The organism is Actinoplanes sp. NPDC020271 (assembly GCF_044388125.1).
Classification (GTDB): domain Bacteria; phylum Actinomycetota; class Actinomycetes; order Mycobacteriales; family Micromonosporaceae; genus Actinoplanes.
The window spans coordinates 43,790-64,834 of record NZ_JBIRWQ010000013.1 but is presented as its reverse complement, the minus strand read 5'-3'; the positions used below and the strand labels follow the sequence as shown (position 1 = coordinate 64,834).

Sequence of the window (21,045 nt, the reverse complement as noted above, 5' to 3'; positions counted from 1 at the left end):
ACCCGGCGCCTGACCTGTCGTCCGGCAAGGGCCCTCGCGCAGCGCGACAGCCAGACGGTCGGCCACGTCGGATCTGCAGCGTCGCGGGGCTTGTGACAGCATCATCCGGATGCGTGAGTCCGTAAGGGTCGTCCATGATCTGGTGTCCCGGCTTTCACCGGTCGACGAGCTCGGCGCCGAACATCGCGCGTCTGCGCTGGCCTGGCTCGCGAGCACGGGCGACGTGTTCCGCCGGGTCAAGCCGGCGTCCCCGCCGCAGCACCTGGTGTCATATGTGGTGCCGGTCGCCGCGGACGGGCGGATCCTGCTCGTCGACCACGTCAACGCCGGGCTGTGGCTCCCGCCCGGTGGCCACGTCGAGGTCGATGAGGACCCCGCTCAGACGGCGCGGCGGGAGATCGGGGAAGAGCTCGGGCTGGGCGATACGGGTCTGTCGCGGTCGCCGATCTTCCTGACCATCACCCGTACGGTCGGTCAGGACCACGGCCACACGGACGTCAGCCTCTGGTACGTCCTGGCCTGCACCGGCGACGAGAACCTGCGCCCGGACGCCGGCGAGTTCCACGCCGTACGCTGGTGGACTCGTGACGAGCTGGCGGCGGCTGATCCGGGCCGTTTCGACCCGCACTTCTTCCGCTTCCTCGCTGCCCACGACCGGGCGGCCCGTTCGAGGAACTGATGCGGCGAATCTCTCTGAAGTGACTCAGCCGCGGCTCGGACCGTCGCGGCCCGGTCGCGCCCCTACTCGCGCCGGCTCTGTCCTCGGAAGCGGCGACCGTTCCCGTCGCCTCCGGTGTTCTTACGCGGGCACGGCGCCCTCGTTGCGGGCGCCGTGCCCGCTGTCATTCGAGGTCGACCGTGAAGCCGGCGCCGGTGGCGGCGAGGACGCCCCCGGCCGTCTGGTCCGGGGCGAGCCGGCGCAGGACCAGGCCGTCGCCGGTGACGTCGAAGACCGCGCGGTCGGTGATGATCCGGTCGACCACGCCCGCGCCGGTCAGCGGCAGCGTGCACGTGCCGACGACCTTCGGCGTGCCGTCCTTGGCGACATGCTCGGTGATCACGATGACCCGCGGCGTGCCGGCGACCAGGTCCATCGCGCCACCCATGCCCTTGACCAGCTTGCCGGGGATGGTCCAGTTGGCCAGATCGCCGTTCGCCGCGACCTGCAGCGCGCCGAGGATCGCGGTCTGCACGTGACCGCCTCTGATCATCCCGAACGACGTGGCCGAGTCGAACACCGACGCCTGCGGCAGCAACGTCACGGTCTGCTTGCCCGCGTTGATCAGGTCGGCGTCCTCGTCGCCCTCGAACGGGAACGGGCCCATGCCGAGGATGCCGTTCTCGCTCTGCAACGTCACCCGCACCCCCTCGGGCAGGTGGTTCGCCACCAGTGTGGGGATCCCGATTCCGAGGTTCACGTACTGGCCGTCGGTCAGCTCGGACGCGGCGATCGCCGCCATCTCGTCACGCGTCCACACGGGCCCGCACCGTCCTCTGCTCGATGTCCTTCTCGTGGATCTCGGTCCTGACCAGGTGCTGCACGAAGATGCCGGGCGTGTGCACGTCGTCCGGCCCGACCGCGCCGATCTGCTCGGCCTCGGCGATCGTGACCCGGCCGGCCGTGGCCACGAGGGGGTTGAAGTTGCGCGCCGTGAGCCGGTACCGCAGATTCCCCTCCGGGTCGGCGCGATGCGCACGGACCAGCGCCAGGTCGGCGACGATCCCGAGCTCGAGGATTGCCCGTACGCCGTCGAATGTCTTTTCCGGTTTGCCCTCGGCGATCGGCGTTCCGGCGCCGGTCGGGGTGTAGAAGGCCGGAATGCCCGCACCTCCGGCGCGCAGTCGCTCGGCGAGCGTGCCCTGCGGGACGAACTCGACGTCGAGCTCGCCGTCCAGGTACTGCTGGGCGAACAGCTTGTTCTCGCCGACGTAGGACGCGAGCACCTTGCTGACCTGCTTGTTCTCCAGCAGCAGGCCGAGACCCTTGCCGTCGACGCCCATGTTGTTGCTGACGATGGTGAGGTCGCGGACCCCGGTGTCGCGCAGCGCGACGATCAACGAGGTGGGGATGCCGGACAGGCCGAAGCCCCCGACCGCCACGGTCATGCCGTCCCGGGCGACGGCGGCGACGGCTTGCGCCGCGCTGTCGACGAGTTTGCTCATGGGCCGGCACGATAGAGCCGCCGCCCGACCGGGTCCGCGAATGATCACTTCATGGCCGGCCTGGGCACCACCTGCTCATAATGTGAGCATGCAGGGGACGCAGCTGGTCAGCCGGGTCGCCGCCGTGCTGCGCCGGGTCGGGTCGAGCGCCGCCGACGGCGTCACCACCGCGGAAGTCGCGACGGCAACCGGGCTTCCCCGCTCCACCGCCCAGCGGGTGCTGGCCGCGCTGGCCGAGGAGGGCTTCGTCGACCGGGACGCACGCCGCGGCCGCTGGTACCTCGGACCGGAACTGTTCCTGCTCGGCTCGGTCGCGGCGGAACGCTACGACGTGACGTCGACCGCCCGGGACGTACTGCGGTCGCTGGCCGCCAAGACCGGGGAGAGCGCGTTCTTCTCGGCGCGGCGCGGCGACGAGACGGTGTGCCTCGCCGGGGAAGAAGGCAGCTTTCCGCTGCGCTCCCACGTGCTGCACGAGGGGATCCGGTTCCCGCTCGGCGTCGCGTCCGCGGGGCTGGCGATCCTCGCGCTGCTGCCGCTGGCCGACGCCGAGACCTACGTCCGCTCGCGCAGCGCCGAACTCGCGGCGGCCTACGGCGAACAGCACGAGGCGGCGACACTGACCCGGCGGGTCGCGGCCACCCGGCGGCGCGGGTACGCGGTGAACCCCGGCCTCATCGTCCCCGGCAGCTGGGGCGTCGCGGCCGTGGTGTTCGACCGGGCCGGCTCGCCCGCGTGGACGCTGAGCCTGACCGGGGTGGAGTCACGCTTCAACGGCGACCGCACGACGCAACTCGGGGCGTTGCTGCTGGAGGCCGCACACACGCTGACCCGGCGCATCGCCCGGCGCGGTTAGCTCAGCCCCGGCGGGGCGTCCACGCTTGTCATGGCGCAAGCCGTGTGCCCGAACCCAGACAGTACCCGCCCGCGGCAGAAGTATCGGGCCGGCTGGATCTCCCGGCCGTCGGATTGGATGAGCCGGCTCCCGCGGCCGGCGTCGCGGGGAGCGGCGAAGAACTCGATGTACTTGCTCACCGGCCCATTTCTCCGCCCGCCGTGGCCGTGTCATCGCGGACGCCTCCGGTGTGAGCGTGGGCCGGGGCGGCGCCGGCGGGTGGTGGTGGTGGTGGCCAAGGAGAGCAGGGCGGCGGCCATCGACAGGAGGTCGGCGGTGATCTGGACGTAGTCGTGCACGGGCAGTCCCTTCGCGGTGATCAGCGGCACGAGGCTCGCAGCCGCCGGGCCGGTCCGGCCACCGCTCCGGACCCGCCCGGACCGGGTGAATCCGGTGACCTGGGCATTCCGTCCGGGGTACCGCCGCGCCTACCGTGGTGCGGTGCCCGCTCCGGACCCCGACCAGGTGCGCTCGCCCGAGCAACTGGCGGCGGCGTTGAACGCGCTGCGCGGGGACCGCTCCTACAAGACGCTCGTGCGGGCGTGTCCGGCGTTGCGCCAGAGCACGGTCGGTGACCTGCTCACCGGCCGGTCCACGCCGACCGCGGAGACGGTTGCCGCGTTCCTGTCCGCGTGCGGGCTGGAGCAGGAGGCGCAACGGCCGTGGCTGGCGGCGCGGGAACGGGCGGCTTCGGCGGGCGGGAGCCGACCGGCGGGGGCGATCCGAGTGCGTACGGCGGTGGCGGGCCGGCTCGGCGTCCATCCGTCGATTCACGGTCCGGACGGCGGGGACGGGCTACCGGCGTACGTGCTGAGGGACTTCGATCTCGATCTTCGGGGCTCGCTGCGACCGGGCGCGTTCGTGCTGCTGCGTGGCGGTTCGTCGACCGGGAAGACGCGGGCGCTGTTCGAGGCGGTGCGCGACGTGGTGCCGGACTGGTGGCTGACGCACGCGGACGACGACGGCGTGCCCGGCCCGCGGACCGTGCTGTGGCTCGACGAGCTGCAGCGCACCCCGGTGCCGCCCGGACGGATGCGGGCGATCCTGGCGGCCGGGGCGATCGCGGTCGGGACACTGTGGCCGGACGAGTACGACCGCCGGATCGCGCCGCGCAGTCCGGGACAGCCCGACCCGTACGCGGGGGAGCGTGAACTGCTCCGGCTGGCCCGGGTGATCGACGTGCCGGAGGCGTTCAGCCCCGCCGAGCGCCGCCGCGCCGAGCTGACCGCCACCGAGGACAGCCGACTGCGCATCGCCCTGAGCAGCACCGACGCGGGAGTGACCCAGGTGCTCGCGGCCGGTCCCGAACTGGTCCGGCGCTGGTTGCACGCCGACTCCACCGACCCTCGGCAGTGCGCCGGGCGCGCGCTCGTCACGGCCGCGCTGGACGCCCGGCGGGCCGGTGTGCGCGGCCCGGTGACCTGCGCTTTCCTGGTCGCGGCGGCTCCCGCCTACCTGTCCGCGGCGCAACGGGCGGCGGCTTCGGCGAACTGGCTCGACGGTGCTCTCGGCTACGCCACCACGCGGCTGCACGGCGCCGCCGCCTGCCTCACCCCGGTCGGCGACGGCATGGGGGTCGCCGCCGCCTACCGGACCGCCGACTACCTGCACCAGCATGCCCGCCGGCTCCGGCGGACCGAACCGCTGCCCGACGCGGTGTGGCAGGCCCTGGTCGACCACCATCCGCAGGACACGCTGAACCTGGCCGACAGCGCCGACCGCCGCGGCCGGCCCGACATCGCGCGACAGTTGCGGGCCCGGCTGCCGGCGGCCGAGCGGCTGCGGCACCTGCTCGGCGGGGAGTGCCACCGGGCCCTGGTCAGCGCCGTGATCCGGGACGGCCTCGATGACACGGACGAGCACGTCAACGCGTCGCTGGCCGCCGGCGAACGCTGGGCGGAACTGCGCGAACGTTCCGACGCCGGCCGGCCCGGCGCGGCCCGCCACCTGGTCGACGGGCTCGCCCGCGCCGGTGACCTCGACGCGGTGCGGGCCGAGATGCACGCGGGTACGCCGCTGGCCGCCGACCGGCTGCGGACCGCGGGCATGTGATGCGTCAGGTCCGCTAACCGAGCGCACGGGACCTCACCGACCGCTGCCGTCGTCGGCGACTCGCCCGTGCCCGGTCTTGCGTGGCGACCGTCCCTCGAGGCCGGCACCGCGGCCCGGCTCGGCGGCCTGGACGTCACCCCGGCGGACGCCCTCGCCTGACCGAGGGTGCCCCAGCCGGCGCTCGGTCACGTTAGATTCGCGGGATGTTCTCAATAATGCTGCGCGACGACGCCGTGCTGGAGCCGCTCGAAGTGTGGCAGGCGCAGGAGTTCGCCGATCACCTGGACCGGGCCCGCGAACACGTCCGCCCGTGGGTCGGTCCGCGGTTCATCGCCGACGCGGCCGCCACGTTGAAGCGGTACGCCGAGTTCCAGGCCGCCGACGGCGCACGCCTGTTCGGGATCCGGGACCGCGGCACGCTGGTCGGCGGGGTGATGTTCACCGACTTCAACGCGGCGATGGGCAGTTGTGAGCTCGGTTGCTGGCTGGAGCCGGCCGCCGAGGGTCGCGGCCTCGTCACGCGGGCGAGCGCCGTCCTGCTGGACTGGGCGTTCACGACCCGCGGGCTGCACCGGGCCGAGTGGATCTGCCGGGCTGACAACGAGCGGAGTGCGGCGGTGGCGAAACGGCTGGGCATGACGCTCGAGGGCGTACGCCGGGAAGCCTGGCCGTTCGGTGACGTGCGCTACGACAAGCAGGTCTGGGCAATCCTCGCCCCGGAGTGGCAGGCGCGCTAGAAGGCGAGCGATCCGCCGGCCGGCCTGCGGATATGCCCGTGATCAGGGGGACGGCGGCGACGATCTGGTCGTAGGTCTCCGGGCTGACCTGCTGGACTACGGCCGGCCCCGCCCGGGTGTCCCGGAGATGCCCGGCGACATCGACCGCCTGGCCGACAACGTCATCGCCGTCCGCGACCACCGCCGCGCCCGGCCGTCGGCTGCCCGCGACGGGCAAACCCCAGCAGAATGAGCCGATGGAACTGCGCCCCGAACTCTGCCCACCGGCCGTTTCGCCCGAGCGCGCGGCGCAGCTTCGCAGCGCCGTCGAGAACATCACTCGGCTGCTTGCCGGCGGTGAACCGGCCGATGGCGCGATCACCGCGTTCAACGCCGGCACCGGTCACTCCTACCGCGCGGAACACTTCCTCACCTATGAGGAGTCGCGTGGTCTCGAAGACTTCGTGCTCGAAGCGGCCCGTCCGGCGCGGCCGGTGGTCGCCGACATCACGCGCGACGAGCTGGCCGAGGTCGTTCGCCGGATCATCGCCGCCGACCATGACTCCGACTACTACGTCCTCCTGCTGACAACCAACGTCCGGCATCCTCGAGTGACGGACCTGATCTTCTGGCCGCCGCCCGAACTGGTGGACGCGACACCGGAACAGATCGTCGACGCGGCCGTGAGCTACCGCCCCATCGCACTCTGACCGCCCTGTGGGGGATGGCCGTACGACTCAGGTGTGCCGGAGCGATCCTGCGAAGTTGAGCCCGGCCTCGGGGTTGGTCCTGTGCGGTTCGGAACTCCGCGTGCCGGGTTGCAGGCGTTTCTCGAGCCGCACAGCGCATTCCGCCGCAGCCCCACGTCTGATCCGGCGGACCAGATTTGGTTGGCGTTACTGGTCGGCGCGATGTCGCCGGCCACGCGTACGCTGCAGCGCTCAGGCCGGCGGCGGCCTCGGTGGACGCGATCAGCTCGCTGAGGGCGCGGCGGGGGAGCCGGGGTCGAGGGCGCGGGCGGCGTTGACCAGGCCGACCAGGCTGAACGCCTGCGGCGTGTTGCCCAGCTGGTGGCCGCCGGTCGGGTCGTACTCCTCGGCGAGCATCCCGACGTCGTTGCGCAACCGCAGCAGCCGTTCGAACAGCGTGGTCGCCTCGTCCGTCCGGCCGATCCCGTGCAACGCCTCGACCAGCCAGAACGTGCACGCGAGGAAAGCGCCCTCGCTGCCGGGGAGGCCGTCGACGCCGTCGCGCCCGGGGCGGTACCGCAGCAGGAACCCGTCGTGGTCCAGATCCTTCATGATCGCTTCCACCGTGCCGGTGACGCGGCTGTCGCCGTACGGCAGAAATCCGGTCCGGGGAATGAGCAGCAGGGCGGCATCGACCTCGGTCGACCCGTAATGCTGGGTGAACGTGTTGCGGCCGGCGTCGTAGCCGTTGGCGCACACGTCGGCGTGCACGGCCGAGCGGGTGGCCCGCCAGCGGTCGACCGGCCCGTCGAGGCCGTGCCGCTCGACCGCGGTGATCATGCGGTCGAGCCCGGCCCACGCCATCACCTTGGAGTGCACGAAGTGCCGGCGCGGCCCGCGGACCTCCCACAGCCCGTTGTCCGGCTCCTGCCAGTGACCTTCCAGGTAGTCGAGCAGCGCCCGCTGCACGTCCCACGCCGCGCCGGTCGCGTCGAGCCCGTGAACCCGGCTCAGGTGCAGCCCGTCGAGGACCTCGCCCCAGACGTCGAGCTGGAACTGCCCGGCCGCGGCGTTGCCGATCCGCACCGGGCTCGACCCGCGGTAGCCGGGCAGCCAGTCCAGGGTCTCCTCGGTCAGGCGGCGGGTGCCGTCGAGGCCGTACATGATCTGCAATTCGGCCGGGTCCCCGGCGACCGCCCGCAGCAGCCACTCCCGCCACGCCTTCGCCTCCGCCACGTGACCCGCGCCGAGCAGCGCCTGCAGCGTGAACGTGGCGTCGCGCAGCCAGCAGAACCGGTAGTCCCAGTTGCGTGGCCCGCCGAGTTGCTCGGGCAGGGAGGTGGTGGCCGCCGCGACGATGCCGCCGGTGGGGGCATAGGTAAGAGCCTTCAGAAGAAGAAGACTTCGCCGTACGGCGTCAGCGTACCGCCCGTGATATCCGTGCCCGTCCATCCAATCCGTCCAGAACCGGCGGGTCTCCCGCAGCGCCCGGTCCGGCTCCGCCGGGCGCGGTTCCGGCAGGTGCGAGGCCCGATGCGTGAGCACGAACGGCACCCGCTGCCCCGCGCTGACGGTGAACTCCGCGGTGGTCGCCAGGTCCTCGTTGCGCAGCGGCACCGGCGCGGTGACCCAGACCGCGTCCGGCCCGGCGACCGCGTGCAGCCCGTCCGGAACGCGCCGCACCCACGGCACGATGTGGCCGTAGTCGAAGCGCAACGTCAGGTCGACACACATGCGCACCTGCCCGGAAATGCCCTCGACGACCCGGACCAGGTCGGCGCCCTTCCCGCGCGGCGGCATGAAATCGGTCAGCCGGACCGTGCCGTCCGGGGTGTCCCACTCGGTCTCCAGGATGAGCGTGTCGTCGGCGTACCGCCGCCGGGTCGCCGCCCCGGCCCCGGCCGGCGCGATCCGCCACCGGCCCGCGTCCCGGTCCCCGAGCAGCGCGGCGAAGCAGGCGGGGGAGTCGAAGCGGGGCAGGCACAGCCAGTCGACCGACCCGTCCCGCCCGATCAGCGCCGCGGTGTGCAGGTCCCCGACGAGCGCGTAGTCCTCGATGTGCGATGTCACGGCCTCGTCAGTTCCCCGGCCCGGCCCCGGCCAAGCGCAGCCCGGGCCGCGCGCTGCGCGTCGGCGAACCCGAGCCGGCAGGTGTCCGCGTCCCGGTAGACGCCCGGCGACTCGGCGATCGGGTGCCCGTCCCCGGCGCTGAACGTCCACCGGAAGTGTCCGTCGCCGGTCGCGACGACCGACAGCTCGCCGTCGCCGTCACGCACCAGCTCCAGGGGCCGGCGCCAGGGCAGGTCGCGGCGCGGGGACGGTCGGGGATCGCCATGGGCCAGCACGTCCGCGCCGGTCGAGGTGCGACTGATCAGGCTCCACCGGTGGCCGGCCCCGGGGATCACGGCGGTCATCGTGACGCCCCCTTGCGGATCTTCCGGCGGCGCAGCCCGGCGGCGATCGCCTCGACGGTCTGCTCCAGGTAGTTGAAGTCCGGCACCGCCACGGCCTCGGCGCGCTCGTGCAGCGTGGCCGCGGTGACCGTGTCGTCGATCCGGGATACGTGGTGATCGCCGTTGGCGTCCATGACGTCCTCCTCATAGGTTGCCTACAGCTATTATTGCACTGTGCAATGAAAGTCGCGACCGAGCGCCCGCGACATCACGGCCACCGGCTCGCGCGCCTCAGCAGCGTCCGCGTCGTTCGTCCGCCCCCTGATGCCGCGGGCCCGTGATCGCCGCCGGCTGCCCAAGCTCTGCGGTGGCCGCGACCGGCCGCTGGAGCCCACTACGCAGCGGACGAATGCCGATCACTCCTCCTCGTCGTCCTCAGGCGGGTCGTCCGGCAGCGGATAGCGGCGGTGCAGCTCCACCACGTCCGGACCGGCCGCGCCCAGCACCGCGCGCAGCAGCCGGACGGCGACGAAGCCGGCCACCGCGTCCGGATCCGGCCGGTCGACGAGCAGGCTGCCCAGCTTCTCGACGTGGACGTAGTCCGGATCCAGCGCCGAGTACATTGCGGCCAGGACCTGTTCGGCCGCCTTGGTGTGGGCCGGGCGGGCGATGGCCCGCCGGTAAGCGGGGTGGAACCGGGCCCGCCACGTCCGCGGATGAGACGGACCGAGAACACCGGCGAGATCCGCGGCGATCTCGTCGAACAGCCGGTTCGAGTCGCTCCAACCGGCGTGCTCGGTGCGGGCTTCGACGGTCGACGGATGCGCCGGCCCGAGCCGGCCGGCGCGCTCGGCTGCGAGCCGGCCCCACCCCGCGACGATCTCCGCGCGCCGCGACTCGCCGTCGTGGGCGAGCAGCTGCCGGCGTGCCTCCAGCGTGTCCGGGTGGTCGGGCCCGAACTGCCGCTCCCCGTCGGCGAGTGCCTGCCGCCACCCGTCGGCGAGCCGGGCGTGGATCGCCGCGCGGTCGGTGCCGGCCCGGTGGAATGCGACCCGATTCCACAGGACCGTGGTCTCCGGGTGGGTGAAGCCGAACACCCGCTCCCAGGTGGTCGCGAACGCCTCCAGCTCGGACACCGGACTTTCGTCGTCGTGCAGACCGCGCTGCTCCAGGAGGAGCCGCCGCGCTTCCAGAGTGCCGGGATCCTCCGGGCCCGCAGTGCGGGTACGGCTCTCGACGATCAGGGCCAGCTCGGCGAGACCCCGCTCGGCCCACTCGTGCGGATCGTCGGCCTCGGGCACGTACCGCAGGTACGTGTCGGCCAGGTGCACCCGCGCGTCCAGGGTGCACGGATCGTCCGGGCCGGCCGCGTCGGTCAGCGCGGCGACCCGGGCATGGTGGTCACGGATCCGGGCGAGCTGACTGCTGAACACGGCGGGGAGCCTATCCGGCCCGACACGACACAGGCACCTCGTCACCGCGGGAGCAGAATCAACAGCATTCCGGCGGCGACCAGGCCGATCTCCACCAGCAGCACGAACAGCCGATCGCTGAGCCGGCCCAGGGTCGCGCGGCCGGCCCAGGCGCCGGCCAGCGTCGCGGGAGTGAGGACCAGCCCGAGCAGCAGGACCTGTCCGGTCAGCAGCGTGCCGGTGCCGTAGACGACGAGCTTGGTGACGTGCATGAGCAGCGCGCAGGCAGCCTCCGTGCCGATGTAGGCGGACCGGGTCAGTCCGGCGGCCAGGAAGAACGGCGCGGTCAGCGGACCGACCGAGCCGAGCAGCGCGGACCCCAGCCCGGAGGCGGCGCCGACCGCGGTGAACGCCCGGGGACCGGGCGGGCGGAGACGTGGCCGCAGGCGCCGCCACGCGACCGTGACCAGCAAAAACACGCCCAGCAGGCGCTGCAGGCCGGCCAGCGGGGCGTGCGCGAGCAGCAAGCCACCGGCGACCGCGCACGGGACCGCGCCGGCGGCGAACCGGCCGATGATCCCCCGGCGCAGCTCACCCCGATTGAGCCAGGCCCGGGAGCCGTTGCTGGCGAGCTGCGTCAGGGTCAGCATCGGCACGGCCGCGCGCAGCCCGAACAGGCCGGTGAAGACCGGCAGCAGCAGCACCCCACCGCCGAACCTGGCGACCGCCGAGAGCCAGGCCAGCGCGAACGCCGCCGCCGAGGCCGGCCCCACAGTCGTCAGCGTGCCGGTCATGACGGTGATCGATGCAGAGACGTCACTCGGCGCAGCCTAACGACGCGGAAGTCGCCACGTGCGGCACGGCGGGTATGTGAGGCGCATGAAGACCTGAGGTCACGATCTCCGCGACGCCGGCCACGGCCGACATGGACGGGCCGGCCGGGGCACGCCCTACCGGGCCGGATGCGGCCACGATGCAACCATGTCCCCATGCAACCTTCTGAGCCGTCGGCCGCCGTGCAGGCGCTGATGCAGGCCAGCCGCGCCTTCGTCGGCATCACCGCCCGATCCCTGGCTGCCGTCGAAGGGGACGTGACGCTGCCACAGTTCCGCACGCTGGTGGTGCTGGCCGCCCGGGGGCCGCAGCGCAGCGTCGACATCGCCGACGAGCTCGGGGTCAACCCGTCGACCGGCACGCGGATGCTGGACCGGCTGATCCGCAAAGGACTCGTCCGGCGTACCCGCTCGGCCAGCGACCGGCGCGTCGTCCGCCTGCGGTTGACGACGGCCGGGCACGACCTGGTCCAGGCCATCCTCGACCGGCGGCGCACTGAGCTGGAGCGGCTCGTCGCGGCGACCGCAGACCTGTGGCGACCAGTGGCGATCGAGGCGTTGACGGCGTTCGCGGAGGCGGCCGGGGAGACCGCCGGGGACTGGTGGCTGGGCTGGGACGAGGGCGACGACGAGCCCTGACCGGACCGGCCCACCCACGGGCCGAGCAAGAAGCGTCCTGGCGGCACGGTCGCGTGGTCATCGAGGGCTGTTCCTCCGGCCACGCGAGCTGATCGCCGAACCGGGGCGGAGCCGGGCCGCGGTGCGGGGGGAGCAGCGCGGCCCGGCGGATCGGTTGCCGTTCAGGTCCCGGCCGGCGCCGGGGACACCGGCACCTCCGGACGCCCGGAGTCCCGCCGGCGGAAAACGGCGCGGAGGAAGTCGAACGTCAGGAACGCCAGCAGCGGAATCCCGAACAGCGGCAGGAACCAACCCAGCGCGAACACCACCGGCAGCCCGAATCCGATGACCGGCATCGGCAGCCCGCGCAACCCCGGGATCAGGTAGAGCACCGAAAGCCCGGTAGCCAGCACCCCGAGCGGGAGCTGTAACGCCTCCGCGGGCGAGCCGACGGGCGCGCAAGGTATTCGCGTACGATGTTCGCGTACATCGTTCGCGAATCCGATGGAAAGGTGCGGACATTGACGGCGCAGTACGCGCGCAACGGCGGAATCCGGATCGCTGTCGAAGACCTCGGCGGGGCCGGAGGCTCTCCGCTGCTCCTGGTGATGGGCTTGGGCACGTCACGCTTCTGGTGGCCCGACGGCCTGGTCGCCGAGCTGGTTTGCCGCGGCTTCCACGTCGCCGCCTACGACCAGCGCGATGCCGGGCAGTCCACCCACCTCCCGGCCGCCCGGCGCACCGGCCCGCCGATCGCGGCTCTGCTGCGCCGCTCGACGCCGGCCTACACCGCTGAGGACCTGACCGACGACGCGATCGCCGTTCTCGATCACCTCGGCTGGCGCCGCGCGCACGTCTTCGGCCATTCGATGGGCGGTCTCGTCGCCCAGCGCATCGCGATTCGCCACCCCGGCCGCGTGCTCACCGTGACTACTTCCGCGGCCGTCCCCAGCGACGCCCGTGGCCTGGGTGTCCTGCGTCATCTGCACCCGGCGCCGCTGGTCCGGTTCGCGCGCCTGCACTATCCCGCAACCCCGGAAGGCGACCTCGGCCTGGCCGTGGCCCTCGCCCGGATCCTCGCCGCGCCCGGTCAGTACATCGGCGCGGACGACGTACGTGATTTCGTCGCCAAGGAAGCCGCGCACCAGGTCGCCGGCTTCCGCGACGACAAGGCGCAGAGCCGCCAGATCGGCGCGAAATGGTCGGGTGGCCGGCTGCGCCGGGTCGCCGCGCCGGCGCTGATCCTGCACGGTGCACGGGATCCGCTGGTCCGCCCGAGTGCCGCCCGGGCCATCGCCGCGGCCGTGCCCACCGCCCGGCTGCGGATCCTGCCCGACGCCGGCCACTTCCTTTCCCGAGACCTCTGGAGCCTCTACGCCGACGAGGTGTATGCCCTCGCTGCCGGCGTCAGCACGGGGAAAGCGGAATCCTCCCGCCGCGACCGGCCGGGGTCAACAGGTTCGGGGAGGGTTTCAGGGATTTGAGGGCATCTATGGAATGCGTTATCCCAAGTGTTACGGTCCGGTTAACCGCTTCAGTAGCGGTGCGTCCCCGTCCTCAACCACGTTGGGATCCCCCATGCGACGCAAACTCCTGTGCGGCCTGTCCGTGGCCGCCGTCGTGCTCACGGCCGGCGGAGTCCCCACCGCCGCCGGCGCCGCCGACACCCCGGTCGCCGGCGTCGACAACCTCGACCGCGGGCTGATCAGCCTGCGGACGCCGACCGGGAACTTCCTGTCCTGGCGGCTGCTGCAGTCCGACCCGGCGGGCGTGGCGTTCAACGTCTACCGTGGTTCGACCAAGGTGAACGCGGCGCCGATCACGAAGGGCACCAACTTCACTGATTCCGGGGCTCCGGCCGGATCGACGTACACAGTGAAGCCTTTGATCAATGGGGTGGAAACCGCCGCACTGAAGGCGGCCACACCCACGGCCGCGCTCGCGGCGGCCTATCAGGACGTGCCGATCCAGATCCCGGCCGGGGGCACCACGCCCGACGGGGTGGCCTACACCTACTCGGCCAACGACGCGTCGGTCGGTGACCTGGACGGCGACGGCTCCTACGAGATCATCCTCAAGTGGGACCCGTCGAACTCCAAGGACAACTCGCAGTCGGGCTACACCGGGCCGGTCATCATCGACGCGTACAAGCTGAGCGGCACCCGGCTGTGGCGGCTCAACCTGGGCAAGAACATCCGGGCCGGCGCGCACTACACCCAGTTCCAGGTCTTCGACTACGACGGCGACGGCAAGGCCGAGGTGGTCATGAAGACCGCGGACGGCACCGTCGACGGCACCGGCGCGGTGATCGGCAGTTCCAGTGCCGACTACCGCAATTCATCCGGGTACGTGTTGTCCGGTCCCGAATACCTGACCGTGTTCAACGGCCAGACCGGCAAGGCGATGGCGACCGCCGACTACGTGGTCCCGCGCGGCACGGTCTCCTCGTGGGGTGACAGTTACGGCAACCGGGTGGACCGCTTCCTGGCCGGAACCGCCTACCTCAACGGCTCCTACCCGAGCATCATCATGGCCCGTGGCTACTACACCCGCTCGGTCATCGTCGCCTGGGATTACCGCAACGGCGCGCTGACCCGCAAGTGGACCTTCGACAGCAACTCCAGCACCAACGGCTCGGCGTGGACCGGTCAGGGCAACCATCAGCTCTCGATCGCCGACGTCGACAACGACGGCAAGGACGAAATTCTGTACGGGGCGATGGCCGTCGACGACAACGGCTCCGGCCTCTGGGTCAACGGGCAGGGGCACGGGGACGCGTACCACGTCGGTGATCTGATCCCGAGTCGTGCCGGCCTGGAAGTCTTCAAGGTCGACGAGGGCACCACGAAGCTCGCCGCCTGGATGGCCGACGCCCGCACCGGCGCGATCATCTGGTCGAACGCCTCGTGCGGCTGCGACAACGGTCGCGGCGTCTCCGACGACATCTACGCCGGCAGCCCCGGCGCCGAGTCCTGGTCGTCCGCGGTGTCCGGGCTCTACAACACCTCGGGGCAGAACATCGGGCGCAAGCCGTCGAGCACGAACTTCGTCATCTGGTGGGACGGCGACGCGCAGCGCGAACTGCTCGACGGCACCCACATCGACAAGTACGGCACCAGCGCCGACACCCGTCTGCTGACCGCCAGTGACGTGCACTCCAACAACAGCACCAAGGCCACCCCGTCGCTGCAGGCCGACATCCTCGGCGACTGGCGCGAGGAGGTCATCTGGCCGACGACCGACAACACGCGGCTGCGGATCTACTCGACGACCGACAGCACCAGCATCTCGCACACCTCGCTGATGCAGGACCGGATGTACCGCGAGGCCGTGGCCTGGCAGAACACCGCCTACAACCAGCCCCCGCACCCGTCGTTCGCGATCGGAGGATGATCATGCGTCGTCTGTTCACCCTGGTCGCCGCGCCGGCCATGCTGCTCGGTGTCGCCGCCGCCCCGGCGGAGGCGGCCACCACGCTGACCGTCGCGTCCGACGGCTCGGCCACCTACCGGACCGTGCAGGCGGCCGTGGACGCGGTCCCGGCCGGGAACACGAGCCGGGTCACGATCACCATCAAGGCGGGCACCTACCGCGAGAGCGTGGTCATCCCGTCCAACAAGCCGTACGTCACCCTCGAAGGCCTCGGGTCGACCGCGGCGGCCACGATGATCATCAACAACAAGCCCGCCTCGACCGCCGGGACGACCGGGTCGGCGACCGTCTACGTGCAGGCCAAGGAGTTCTACGGCAAGAACCTGACGTTCAGCAACGACTACGACGAGGCCGCCAACGGGTCGTCGCAGGCGCTGGCGCTGGCGCTCTACGGCGACCGGGCGCGGCTCGGCAACGTCCGGGTGATCGCCGACCAGGACACGCTGCTGATCTACAACAGTGCCCGGGCGTACGTCTGGAGTTCCTACATCGAGGGAACCGTCGACTTCATCTACGGCAACGGCAGCGCCGTCTTCTACGCCTGCCAGATCTACGAGAAGCGCAGCGCCGGCGGGTACATCACCGCCGCCAACACGCCCTCGACCCAGACGTACGGCTTCCTGATCTACAAGTCGACGATCACGGGCGCGCCGAGCAACCTCACGTATCTCGGCCGCCCCTGGGGTGCGGCGGCACAGGTCACCTACCGCGAGTCGAATCTGAGCGCCACGATCAAGGTGGCCCAGCCCTGGACCGACATGTCCGGCAACTCGTGGAAGAACGCCCGCTTCTACGAGTACAAGAACACCGGCGCGGGCGCGACCGTCAACAGCAACCGCACCCAGTTGACCGACGCCCAGGCGGTGAACTACACGCCGCAGAAGTATCTGGCCGGCTCGGACGGCTGGAACCCGGTCGGCTGACCCCGGCCCGGCCCGCGATCGACCCCTCGGCCGGTCGCGGGCCGTTCTGGCAACGTCCGGGGTGCGGGTCGTGCCCCACGGCCGGACCAAGCCGAGCAGCAGGAACACGGCCAGGCCGAGCCCGGCGCAGAGCGCGACGGCCATGGCGGCACTCGGCCGGAAACCGTCGGGCTCGCGGCCGGGCACCCCGGCCGCGGAGAGCCGCCGCGACGGCGGGTTCGCGAGCGCGCAGGGCGGCCAGGTCACGTTCGAGCGGGGCTTCGACGCGGAGGCAGTCCTCGTGGACCGCGACCGGCTGGCGCATCTCGACCCGCAGCCGGTCGCCGATCGCCTCGATGGCCCAGCCGGGGCGGGCGGCGAGCCTCCCCGCCAGGGGCAGATTCGAGCAGGTGCCGACGAACTGCAGCGCGGCCGCTGTGTCGGCGTCGACCCGGGGGCGGCCGACGACCCGGCGGAACAGTTCCAGGGACTTCGGCGGGGTGAACGCCGGCATCCGGAACGAGCGGGCGGCGGGCTGCCCGGGGGCGACGGTTGCCGGTGACGAGGGCGGCGCTTGCGGCTCCGGCCGGGAGGAGAGGACGTACCTGCTCGGCGTTGTCGGCGGCGGCCGCACGTGATGCCGCGCCACCGGGCGGATCGTTCGCTGAGCGGCGGCAGCCCCGCAGTCAGAGGCGGGGCTGACCGGTGCGCTGCGGCGGGACCAGCGCTGACGCGGGCTGAAAGATCGGGGTTTCGGCCCGGCGCCGGACAAGAGTTGGCACGCTCGGTCGGGTAGGCACCGAGGAGGGCTCAACGATGCGCACGGTCGCGGCGGCGCTCGCCGCAGGAATGCTGATCACGGCGTCACCGGCGCAGGCGGCGTCCGGTCCGCGCTACACGCCGGGGACCATCTACTTCAACAAGACGGAGACCGCCGAGCTCACCTACCCGGCGGGGCTGGCGGCCGTGCGCACGGTCGCGGCGGCTCCGTTCGGGCGGATCATCGGGAACAACGCGGCCGAGGTGATGGTGAAAGCCGGCTCCGCGAACGTGGTCGGGCAGTGCGTCAAGATCACGACCGCGGGCGTGATCGGCACCTACGGCGGGAACGACGGCGACGGCTTCTGCCAGTGACGACCCGGTGTGAGGCGGCGCACTTGGAGGCGTTGCGCATGGCGGTCGGTCCGATGCCGGTGAGGGGTGGCGGCTGACGAACATGTTCGCTACGATCATGTTTGTGAGTCCACGCCGGGAACCTGCCAGTCGCCGGGATCGACCGGTCCGAGCGCCTCTGCGCCGGCCCGGCCTTGTCGCGGCTGCGCTCGGTGTCCTGCGGCACGATTCCCGGCGATCGGCGCGCGGCCTGAGCTTCCGGCTGGTTCTCGGCGTCGTCGGCCGGCCCGGAAAACGACGCTGACGACCGGCCGAACGTATGCCCATCACGAACGCGTTCGTCACGAACGCGTTTTAACCAGAGGAGACGCCATGAACATCACCATCGTCGGAGCGGGACTGGGCGGCCTGACCCTGGCCCGGGTGCTGCACGTGCACGGCATCGCCGCGACCGTCTACGAACTGGACGCGTCGCCGGAGGCGCGGACGCAGGGCGGCATGCTCGACATCCATCACCACAACGGGCAGGTGGCACTGCGGGACGCCGGGTTGTCCGAGCAGTTCCAGGCCATCATTCACGCCGGTGGCCAGGCGATGCGGATCCTGGACCGGGACAACACCGTACTGCTGGAGGAAACCGACGAGCAGAGCGCCGGGGACCGCCCGGAAGTCGACCGGGGGCAGCTGCGGCAGATCCTGCTCGACTCGTTGCCGGCCGGCACGATCCGGTGGGGGAAGAAGGTCACCGACGTGCGGGCGCTCGGCGACGGGCGGCACGAGGTGAGCTTCGCCGACGGGGAGACGGTGACGACGGATCTTCTCGTCGGGGCGGACGGGGCCTGGTCACGGATCCGGCCGCTGGTGTCGGACGCGGTGCCGGCGTACACGGGAATCTCTTTCGTCGAGGTGGACCACCAGGACGCCGACGAGCGTCATCCGGTGCCCGCCTCGGTCGTCGGCGGGGGCATGCTGTTCGCGCTCGCGCCCGGGAAGGGGTTCCTGGCGCACAAGGAGACCGACGGCAGCCTGCACGTCTACGTCGCGCTGCGGACGTCCGAGGAGTGGCTCGACAGCATCGACTGGGCAGATTCGGACAAGGGGAAGGCGGTGCTGCTCGAAGAGTTCGGCGACTGGGCGCCGGAGATCCGGTCGCTGATCACCGAGGCGGACAGCGCGCTGATCCCGCGGACGATCAACGCTTTGCCGGTACGGCATCGGTGGCACCGCATCCCCGGGGTGACGCTGCTCGGGGACGCCGCGCACGTGATGTCGCCCTTCGCCGGCGAGGGCGCGAACCTGGCCATGTTCGACGGGGCTGAGCTCGGGAAGGCGATCGCCGCGCATCCCGGCGACCTGGAGAAGGCCCTTTCCGCGTACGAGGGTGAGCTCTTCGAGCGCAGCGAGCGTGTCGCCCAGGAGTCGGCCGACAGCCTGGAGCTGATCTTCAACGACGACGCACCGCGGTCGTTGGTCGACATGTTCACCTCGTTCGAGCGGGAGTGACTCAAGCGTCGACAGCATCGCCGGGTGGTCGCACCGCCCGGCGGCGGGTCCGCCCTCTTCCCGGGCGACCCGGTCCGGTCCCGCGCGCCTGGCTCGAACGGACCGCCGGCGTCGTCCGCCTGACCGAACCGCGCCGGGGCGGCCACTTCGCGCCCTGCGAACAGCGCGGCCCCGACGCGTAAGAGCTCCGCGACTTCTTCCGGCCTTCCGTTGATGCCGCGTGCCCACGTGTCAGGCCTTGTCGCGCGGCATGACGGGGGCGGGGCGTGGGCGGCGGTGCCGGGACCAGAAGATGGTCAGGGGGATGCCCGTGGCGAGGGCCAGGGTGATGACGGGTTCCCAGGCGTCGTAGCGGCCGTAGTCGATCACGGAGGTGAGCAGGACGTACAGGATCAAGGCCTGGGTGACGTAGCCCGAGGTGTACGGATCGGACCGGCCCGGGGTGGTTCTGCGGACCTGGACGGCGGAGACGACCGACAGCACGAACGCACCGGCCATGAACGTCAGCCCGACCAGGACGATGACGGAACCCGATCGGATGTACTGGCCGTCCACCGTCACCAACCGGCCGTGGGACAACCCGGCCGACACGATGCCGCCCTTTTCCGCCTTGATCCAGGCTCCGTAGATCGGCTCGGTCAGCTGTGCGTCGTTGTCCAGCCGCAGCGTGAACTTCTGACTGGTCCAGGTCGTGCTGCCGTCGAAGCCGGAGTCGTACTCCACGTCCAGCACCTCCGCCCGGTGCGTCTCCAGGCGGTTCGCGATGAAGTCGTCGCGGGTCGCGACCTCCATGCAGGTGGGGTAGGCGACGAGAAACAGCAAGCCGAGACAGATGGCCGCCGCGTATTTGAGGACGGCTCGCTCGCCGCTCCTGTCCACACTCACCGTGTCCATGACCTCACCGTACAAAAAGCGGTCATGCGCCGACGGCGCCGTCGACTCCCTCTCGGATCAGGTCGGCGTGGCCGTTGTGGCGGGCGTATTCCTGCAGCACGTGGGTCATCACGAAACGCAGGGAGACGTCCTTCTCCCACCGGGGCTGGTAGCCGATGCGGTCCAGCGACTCGGAGGACTCCTCGATGGCGCGGGCGTGGGCGACCTCGGACTCCCAGGCGGTGAACGCTTCGCTGCGGGTGGAGCTGCCGGCGTCGTACGCGGCCTGGAAGTCCATCGTGTCCGACCAGACCAGTGGGATGCCGCGGTCGTCGAAGACCCGCCGGAACCACGTGCGCTCCACCTCGGCCATGTGCCGGACAAGGCCGAGCAGCGTGAGGGTCGACGGGGGCACGGAACGTTCGCGCAGCTGGGGGTCGGTGAGGCCGGCGCATTTGCGGGCGAGTGTGGCGCGGTGGTAGTCGAGCCACGCTCGCAGCGTGTCGCGTTCGCTGCCGGTCAGCGGGGGTCCGATCCGGTCGTCGTCATTCATACCGTCGATCATGCTGGATGACGATGCGGGCCGGGCGGCGGCCAGATCGGACGGGTCACCGGCGGTGCTCGTGGCGGTGAGGGCCGCGGCGAACAGCAGCACCTGGTTGAGGGCGCTGAGGAAGACGAGCAGCCCGACCGAGCCGGCGACCAGCTGGTAGACCGGGTTGGCCTCGGTCGCCCGGACGTAATAGCGGCCGAGGGTCTTGAGCAGTTCGATCGCCGCTCCGGCCGCTACGGCCGGGCCGAGCAGGCGCCGCCACGGCATCCGGACGCGCGGCAGGCCGGTCAGCGCGCCACCGGCCAGCACCGTGTTCAGGGCGGTTCCGACCAGGAAGGATACGGCGGTGAGCGCTACCCGGGACAGGCCGTCGCCGGCGTCCGCGACCTCGGTGATGCGGGTCGCGACGACCGTCGTCGTGTAGGCGAGGGCGAGGGAGGCGACCAGGAGCACGCCGAGGCCGGTGAGTACGAGCAGGTCGATCAGCACCCGGTTGAGCAGGCGGCCCGGGTATTCGGGGAGCCGCCAGATCCGGCGGATCGAGGAGCGGACCGCGTCGGCCCAGAACCAGCCGGTGATCGGCAGCCCGATCAGGGCCACCACCCCGGCGGTGGTCCGGGTCGCCCGCAGCGCCTGCACGTCGAGGTTCGGCAGGTCCTGGGCGAGGTAGCGTTCGACGGTGTCGAGCACGTGCGGGTCGTCCAGGACGAAGCCGAAGATCGCGAAGCCCAGCAGCCAGGCGGCGAACGTTCCGAAGAACGCGTAGTAGGTGACCGCGGCGGCCAGCCGGCCACCGTCGGCCTGGTCGTAGCGGACACCCGCGCGGGCCAGGTGGTCGACCCAGCCCACCCGGTTCCGCAGACGCTGCCAGTGCTTCGAGGAGTGCCCGGCCGTCATG

At 71.7% G+C, this 21,045-nt stretch carries 23 protein-coding genes; 12 read left to right on the top strand and 11 right to left on the bottom strand.

Annotation, left to right across the window (positions count from 1 at the left end):
• The first annotated feature begins 109 nt into the window (after window positions 1-109).
• Entirely contained in the window at window positions 110-679 is a 570-nt protein-coding gene (locus tag ACH442_RS26675; RefSeq protein WP_396340840.1) for an NUDIX domain-containing protein, read from the top strand.
• Between the two features lie 163 nt (window positions 680-842).
• Here ACH442_RS26675 and ACH442_RS26670 read toward each other — a convergent pair whose 3' ends face one another.
• Window positions 843-1,460: a 3-oxoacid CoA-transferase subunit B gene (locus ACH442_RS26670; protein WP_396341021.1), complete on the bottom strand. Its 618-nt coding sequence runs from the start codon at window positions 1,458-1,460 to the stop codon at window positions 843-845.
• Window positions 1,461-1,464: 4 nt separating this feature from the next.
• Window positions 1,465-2,163 (bottom strand): CoA transferase subunit A, encoded by a 699-nt coding sequence (locus ACH442_RS26665; RefSeq protein ID WP_396340839.1) that lies wholly within the window; start codon window positions 2,161-2,163, stop codon window positions 1,465-1,467.
• Between the two features lie 88 nt (window positions 2,164-2,251).
• On the opposite strand from ACH442_RS26665, the gene ACH442_RS26660 reads away from it, so the two are divergent.
• A complete protein-coding gene (locus ACH442_RS26660) occupies window positions 2,252-3,019 on the top strand; it encodes an IclR family transcriptional regulator (protein WP_396340838.1) in 768 nt (255 codons plus the stop codon).
• Between the two features lie 209 nt (window positions 3,020-3,228).
• Here the strand turns inward: ACH442_RS26660 and ACH442_RS26655 are convergent, their stop codons facing one another.
• On the bottom strand, window positions 3,229-3,387 hold the full coding sequence (locus tag ACH442_RS26655; RefSeq protein ID WP_396340837.1) for a hypothetical protein: 159 nt from the start codon (window positions 3,385-3,387) through the stop codon (window positions 3,229-3,231).
• A 112-nt stretch (window positions 3,388-3,499) separates the two neighbouring features.
• On the opposite strand from ACH442_RS26655, the gene ACH442_RS26650 reads away from it, so the two are divergent.
• From ACH442_RS26650 to ACH442_RS26640, 3 genes are all read left to right on the top strand, one after another.
• Window positions 3,500-5,110, top strand: a complete 1,611-nt coding sequence (locus ACH442_RS26650) for a hypothetical protein (RefSeq protein WP_396340836.1) — start codon at window positions 3,500-3,502, stop codon at window positions 5,108-5,110.
• Window positions 5,111-5,313: 203 nt separating this feature from the next.
• Window positions 5,314-5,847 (top strand): GNAT family N-acetyltransferase, encoded by a 534-nt coding sequence (locus ACH442_RS26645; RefSeq protein WP_396340835.1) that lies wholly within the window; start codon window positions 5,314-5,316, stop codon window positions 5,845-5,847.
• A 236-nt stretch (window positions 5,848-6,083) separates the two neighbouring features.
• Window positions 6,084-6,536: a hypothetical protein gene (locus ACH442_RS26640; RefSeq protein WP_396340834.1), complete on the top strand. Its 453-nt coding sequence runs from the start codon at window positions 6,084-6,086 to the stop codon at window positions 6,534-6,536.
• Between the two features lie 261 nt (window positions 6,537-6,797).
• Here ACH442_RS26640 and ACH442_RS26635 read toward each other — a convergent pair whose 3' ends face one another.
• The 5 genes from ACH442_RS26635 to ACH442_RS26615 form a co-directional block, all read right to left on the bottom strand.
• Window positions 6,798-8,585 (bottom strand): glycoside hydrolase family 15 protein, encoded by a 1,788-nt coding sequence (locus tag ACH442_RS26635; RefSeq protein ID WP_396340833.1) that lies wholly within the window; start codon window positions 8,583-8,585, stop codon window positions 6,798-6,800.
• Entirely contained in the window at window positions 8,582-8,929 is a 348-nt protein-coding gene (locus ACH442_RS26630) for a hypothetical protein (protein WP_396340832.1), read from the bottom strand. The genes ACH442_RS26635 and ACH442_RS26630 overlap by 4 nt, the downstream gene beginning before the upstream one ends.
• On the bottom strand, window positions 8,926-9,102 hold the full coding sequence (locus tag ACH442_RS26625; RefSeq protein WP_396340831.1) for a hypothetical protein: 177 nt from the start codon (window positions 9,100-9,102) through the stop codon (window positions 8,926-8,928). The genes ACH442_RS26630 and ACH442_RS26625 overlap by 4 nt, the downstream gene beginning before the upstream one ends.
• 222 nt (window positions 9,103-9,324) lie before the next feature.
• Window positions 9,325-10,341: a hypothetical protein gene (locus tag ACH442_RS26620; RefSeq protein WP_396340830.1), complete on the bottom strand. Its 1,017-nt coding sequence runs from the start codon at window positions 10,339-10,341 to the stop codon at window positions 9,325-9,327.
• 41 nt (window positions 10,342-10,382) lie between these two features.
• Window positions 10,383-11,114 carry a TSUP family transporter gene (locus ACH442_RS26615; RefSeq protein WP_396340829.1) on the bottom strand — a complete coding sequence of 244 codons (732 nt, stop codon included), beginning with the start codon at window positions 11,112-11,114 and terminating at the stop codon, window positions 10,383-10,385.
• Window positions 11,115-11,309: 195 nt separating this feature from the next.
• Between ACH442_RS26615 and ACH442_RS26610 the strand changes: the two genes are divergently transcribed.
• Complete coding sequence (locus tag ACH442_RS26610; protein ID WP_396340828.1) at window positions 11,310-11,792, top strand: MarR family winged helix-turn-helix transcriptional regulator; 483 nt, start codon at window positions 11,310-11,312, stop codon at window positions 11,790-11,792.
• Window positions 11,793-11,953: 161 nt separating this feature from the next.
• Here the strand turns inward: ACH442_RS26610 and ACH442_RS26605 are convergent, their stop codons facing one another.
• A complete protein-coding gene (locus ACH442_RS26605) occupies window positions 11,954-12,163 on the bottom strand; it encodes a hypothetical protein (RefSeq protein WP_396340827.1) in 210 nt (69 codons plus the stop codon).
• 120 nt (window positions 12,164-12,283) lie between these two features.
• On the opposite strand from ACH442_RS26605, the gene ACH442_RS26600 reads away from it, so the two are divergent.
• From ACH442_RS26600 to ACH442_RS26575, 6 genes are all read left to right on the top strand, one after another.
• Window positions 12,284-13,255 carry an alpha/beta fold hydrolase gene (locus ACH442_RS26600; RefSeq protein ID WP_396340826.1) on the top strand — a complete coding sequence of 324 codons (972 nt, stop codon included), beginning with the start codon at window positions 12,284-12,286 and terminating at the stop codon, window positions 13,253-13,255.
• A 94-nt stretch (window positions 13,256-13,349) separates the two neighbouring features.
• Window positions 13,350-15,164 carry a rhamnogalacturonan lyase gene (locus ACH442_RS26595; RefSeq protein ID WP_396340825.1) on the top strand — a complete coding sequence of 605 codons (1,815 nt, stop codon included), beginning with the start codon at window positions 13,350-13,352 and terminating at the stop codon, window positions 15,162-15,164.
• A gap of 2 nt (window positions 15,165-15,166) precedes the next feature.
• Window positions 15,167-16,126 carry a pectinesterase family protein gene (locus tag ACH442_RS26590; protein WP_396340824.1) on the top strand — a complete coding sequence of 320 codons (960 nt, stop codon included), beginning with the start codon at window positions 15,167-15,169 and terminating at the stop codon, window positions 16,124-16,126.
• A gap of 70 nt (window positions 16,127-16,196) precedes the next feature.
• Window positions 16,197-16,667, top strand: coding sequence for a hypothetical protein (locus ACH442_RS26585; RefSeq protein WP_396340823.1), 471 nt, complete (start codon window positions 16,197-16,199; stop codon window positions 16,665-16,667).
• 254 nt (window positions 16,668-16,921) lie between these two features.
• The gene (locus tag ACH442_RS26580; protein ID WP_396340822.1) at window positions 16,922-17,239 is read left to right on the top strand and encodes a hypothetical protein; all 318 of its coding nucleotides are present in this window, start codon (window positions 16,922-16,924) and stop codon (window positions 17,237-17,239) included.
• Window positions 17,240-17,590: 351 nt separating this feature from the next.
• The gene (locus ACH442_RS26575; RefSeq protein WP_396340821.1) at window positions 17,591-18,721 is read left to right on the top strand and encodes an FAD-dependent oxidoreductase; all 1,131 of its coding nucleotides are present in this window, start codon (window positions 17,591-17,593) and stop codon (window positions 18,719-18,721) included.
• A 231-nt stretch (window positions 18,722-18,952) separates the two neighbouring features.
• Here ACH442_RS26575 and ACH442_RS26570 read toward each other — a convergent pair whose 3' ends face one another.
• Window positions 18,953-19,615 carry a hypothetical protein gene (locus ACH442_RS26570; protein WP_396340820.1) on the bottom strand — a complete coding sequence of 221 codons (663 nt, stop codon included), beginning with the start codon at window positions 19,613-19,615 and terminating at the stop codon, window positions 18,953-18,955.
• A gap of 22 nt (window positions 19,616-19,637) precedes the next feature.
• The gene (locus ACH442_RS26565) at window positions 19,638-21,044 is read right to left on the bottom strand and encodes a YhjD/YihY/BrkB family envelope integrity protein (RefSeq protein WP_396340819.1); all 1,407 of its coding nucleotides are present in this window, start codon (window positions 21,042-21,044) and stop codon (window positions 19,638-19,640) included.
• Window position 21,045 lies beyond the last annotated feature (1 nt).

Bases quoted from the DNA above. Each gene is read 5' to 3' on its own strand.
- ACH442_RS26670 (WP_396341021.1), bottom strand. From the start codon at position 1,460: ATGGCGGCGATCGCCGCGTCCGAGCTGACCGACGGCCAGTACGTGAAC.
- ACH442_RS26630 (WP_396340832.1), bottom strand. From the start codon at position 8,929: ATGACCGCCGTGATCCCCGGGGCCGGCCACCGGTGGAGCCTGATCAGT.
- ACH442_RS26610 (WP_396340828.1), top strand. From the start codon at position 11,310: ATGCAACCTTCTGAGCCGTCGGCCGCCGTGCAGGCGCTGATGCAGGCC.
- ACH442_RS26580 (WP_396340822.1), top strand. From the start codon at position 16,922: ATGCGCACGGTCGCGGCGGCGCTCGCCGCAGGAATGCTGATCACGGCG.
- ACH442_RS26595 (WP_396340825.1), top strand. From the start codon at position 13,350: ATGCGACGCAAACTCCTGTGCGGCCTGTCCGTGGCCGCCGTCGTGCTC.
- ACH442_RS26570 (WP_396340820.1), bottom strand. From the start codon at position 19,615: ATGGACACGGTGAGTGTGGACAGGAGCGGCGAGCGAGCCGTCCTCAAA.
- ACH442_RS26660 (WP_396340838.1), top strand. From the start codon at position 2,252: ATGCAGGGGACGCAGCTGGTCAGCCGGGTCGCCGCCGTGCTGCGCCGG.
- ACH442_RS26645 (WP_396340835.1), top strand. From the start codon at position 5,314: ATGTTCTCAATAATGCTGCGCGACGACGCCGTGCTGGAGCCGCTCGAA.
- ACH442_RS26590 (WP_396340824.1), top strand. From the start codon at position 15,167: ATGCGTCGTCTGTTCACCCTGGTCGCCGCGCCGGCCATGCTGCTCGGT.
- ACH442_RS26625 (WP_396340831.1), bottom strand. From the start codon at position 9,102: ATGGACGCCAACGGCGATCACCACGTATCCCGGATCGACGACACGGTC.
- ACH442_RS26675 (WP_396340840.1), top strand. From the start codon at position 110: ATGCGTGAGTCCGTAAGGGTCGTCCATGATCTGGTGTCCCGGCTTTCA.
- ACH442_RS26640 (WP_396340834.1), top strand. From the start codon at position 6,084: ATGGAACTGCGCCCCGAACTCTGCCCACCGGCCGTTTCGCCCGAGCGC.
- ACH442_RS26575 (WP_396340821.1), top strand. From the start codon at position 17,591: ATGAACATCACCATCGTCGGAGCGGGACTGGGCGGCCTGACCCTGGCC.
- ACH442_RS26665 (WP_396340839.1), bottom strand. From the start codon at position 2,163: ATGAGCAAACTCGTCGACAGCGCGGCGCAAGCCGTCGCCGCCGTCGCC.
- ACH442_RS26565 (WP_396340819.1), bottom strand. From the start codon at position 21,044: ATGACGGCCGGGCACTCCTCGAAGCACTGGCAGCGTCTGCGGAACCGG.
- ACH442_RS26615 (WP_396340829.1), bottom strand. From the start codon at position 11,114: ATGACCGGCACGCTGACGACTGTGGGGCCGGCCTCGGCGGCGGCGTTC.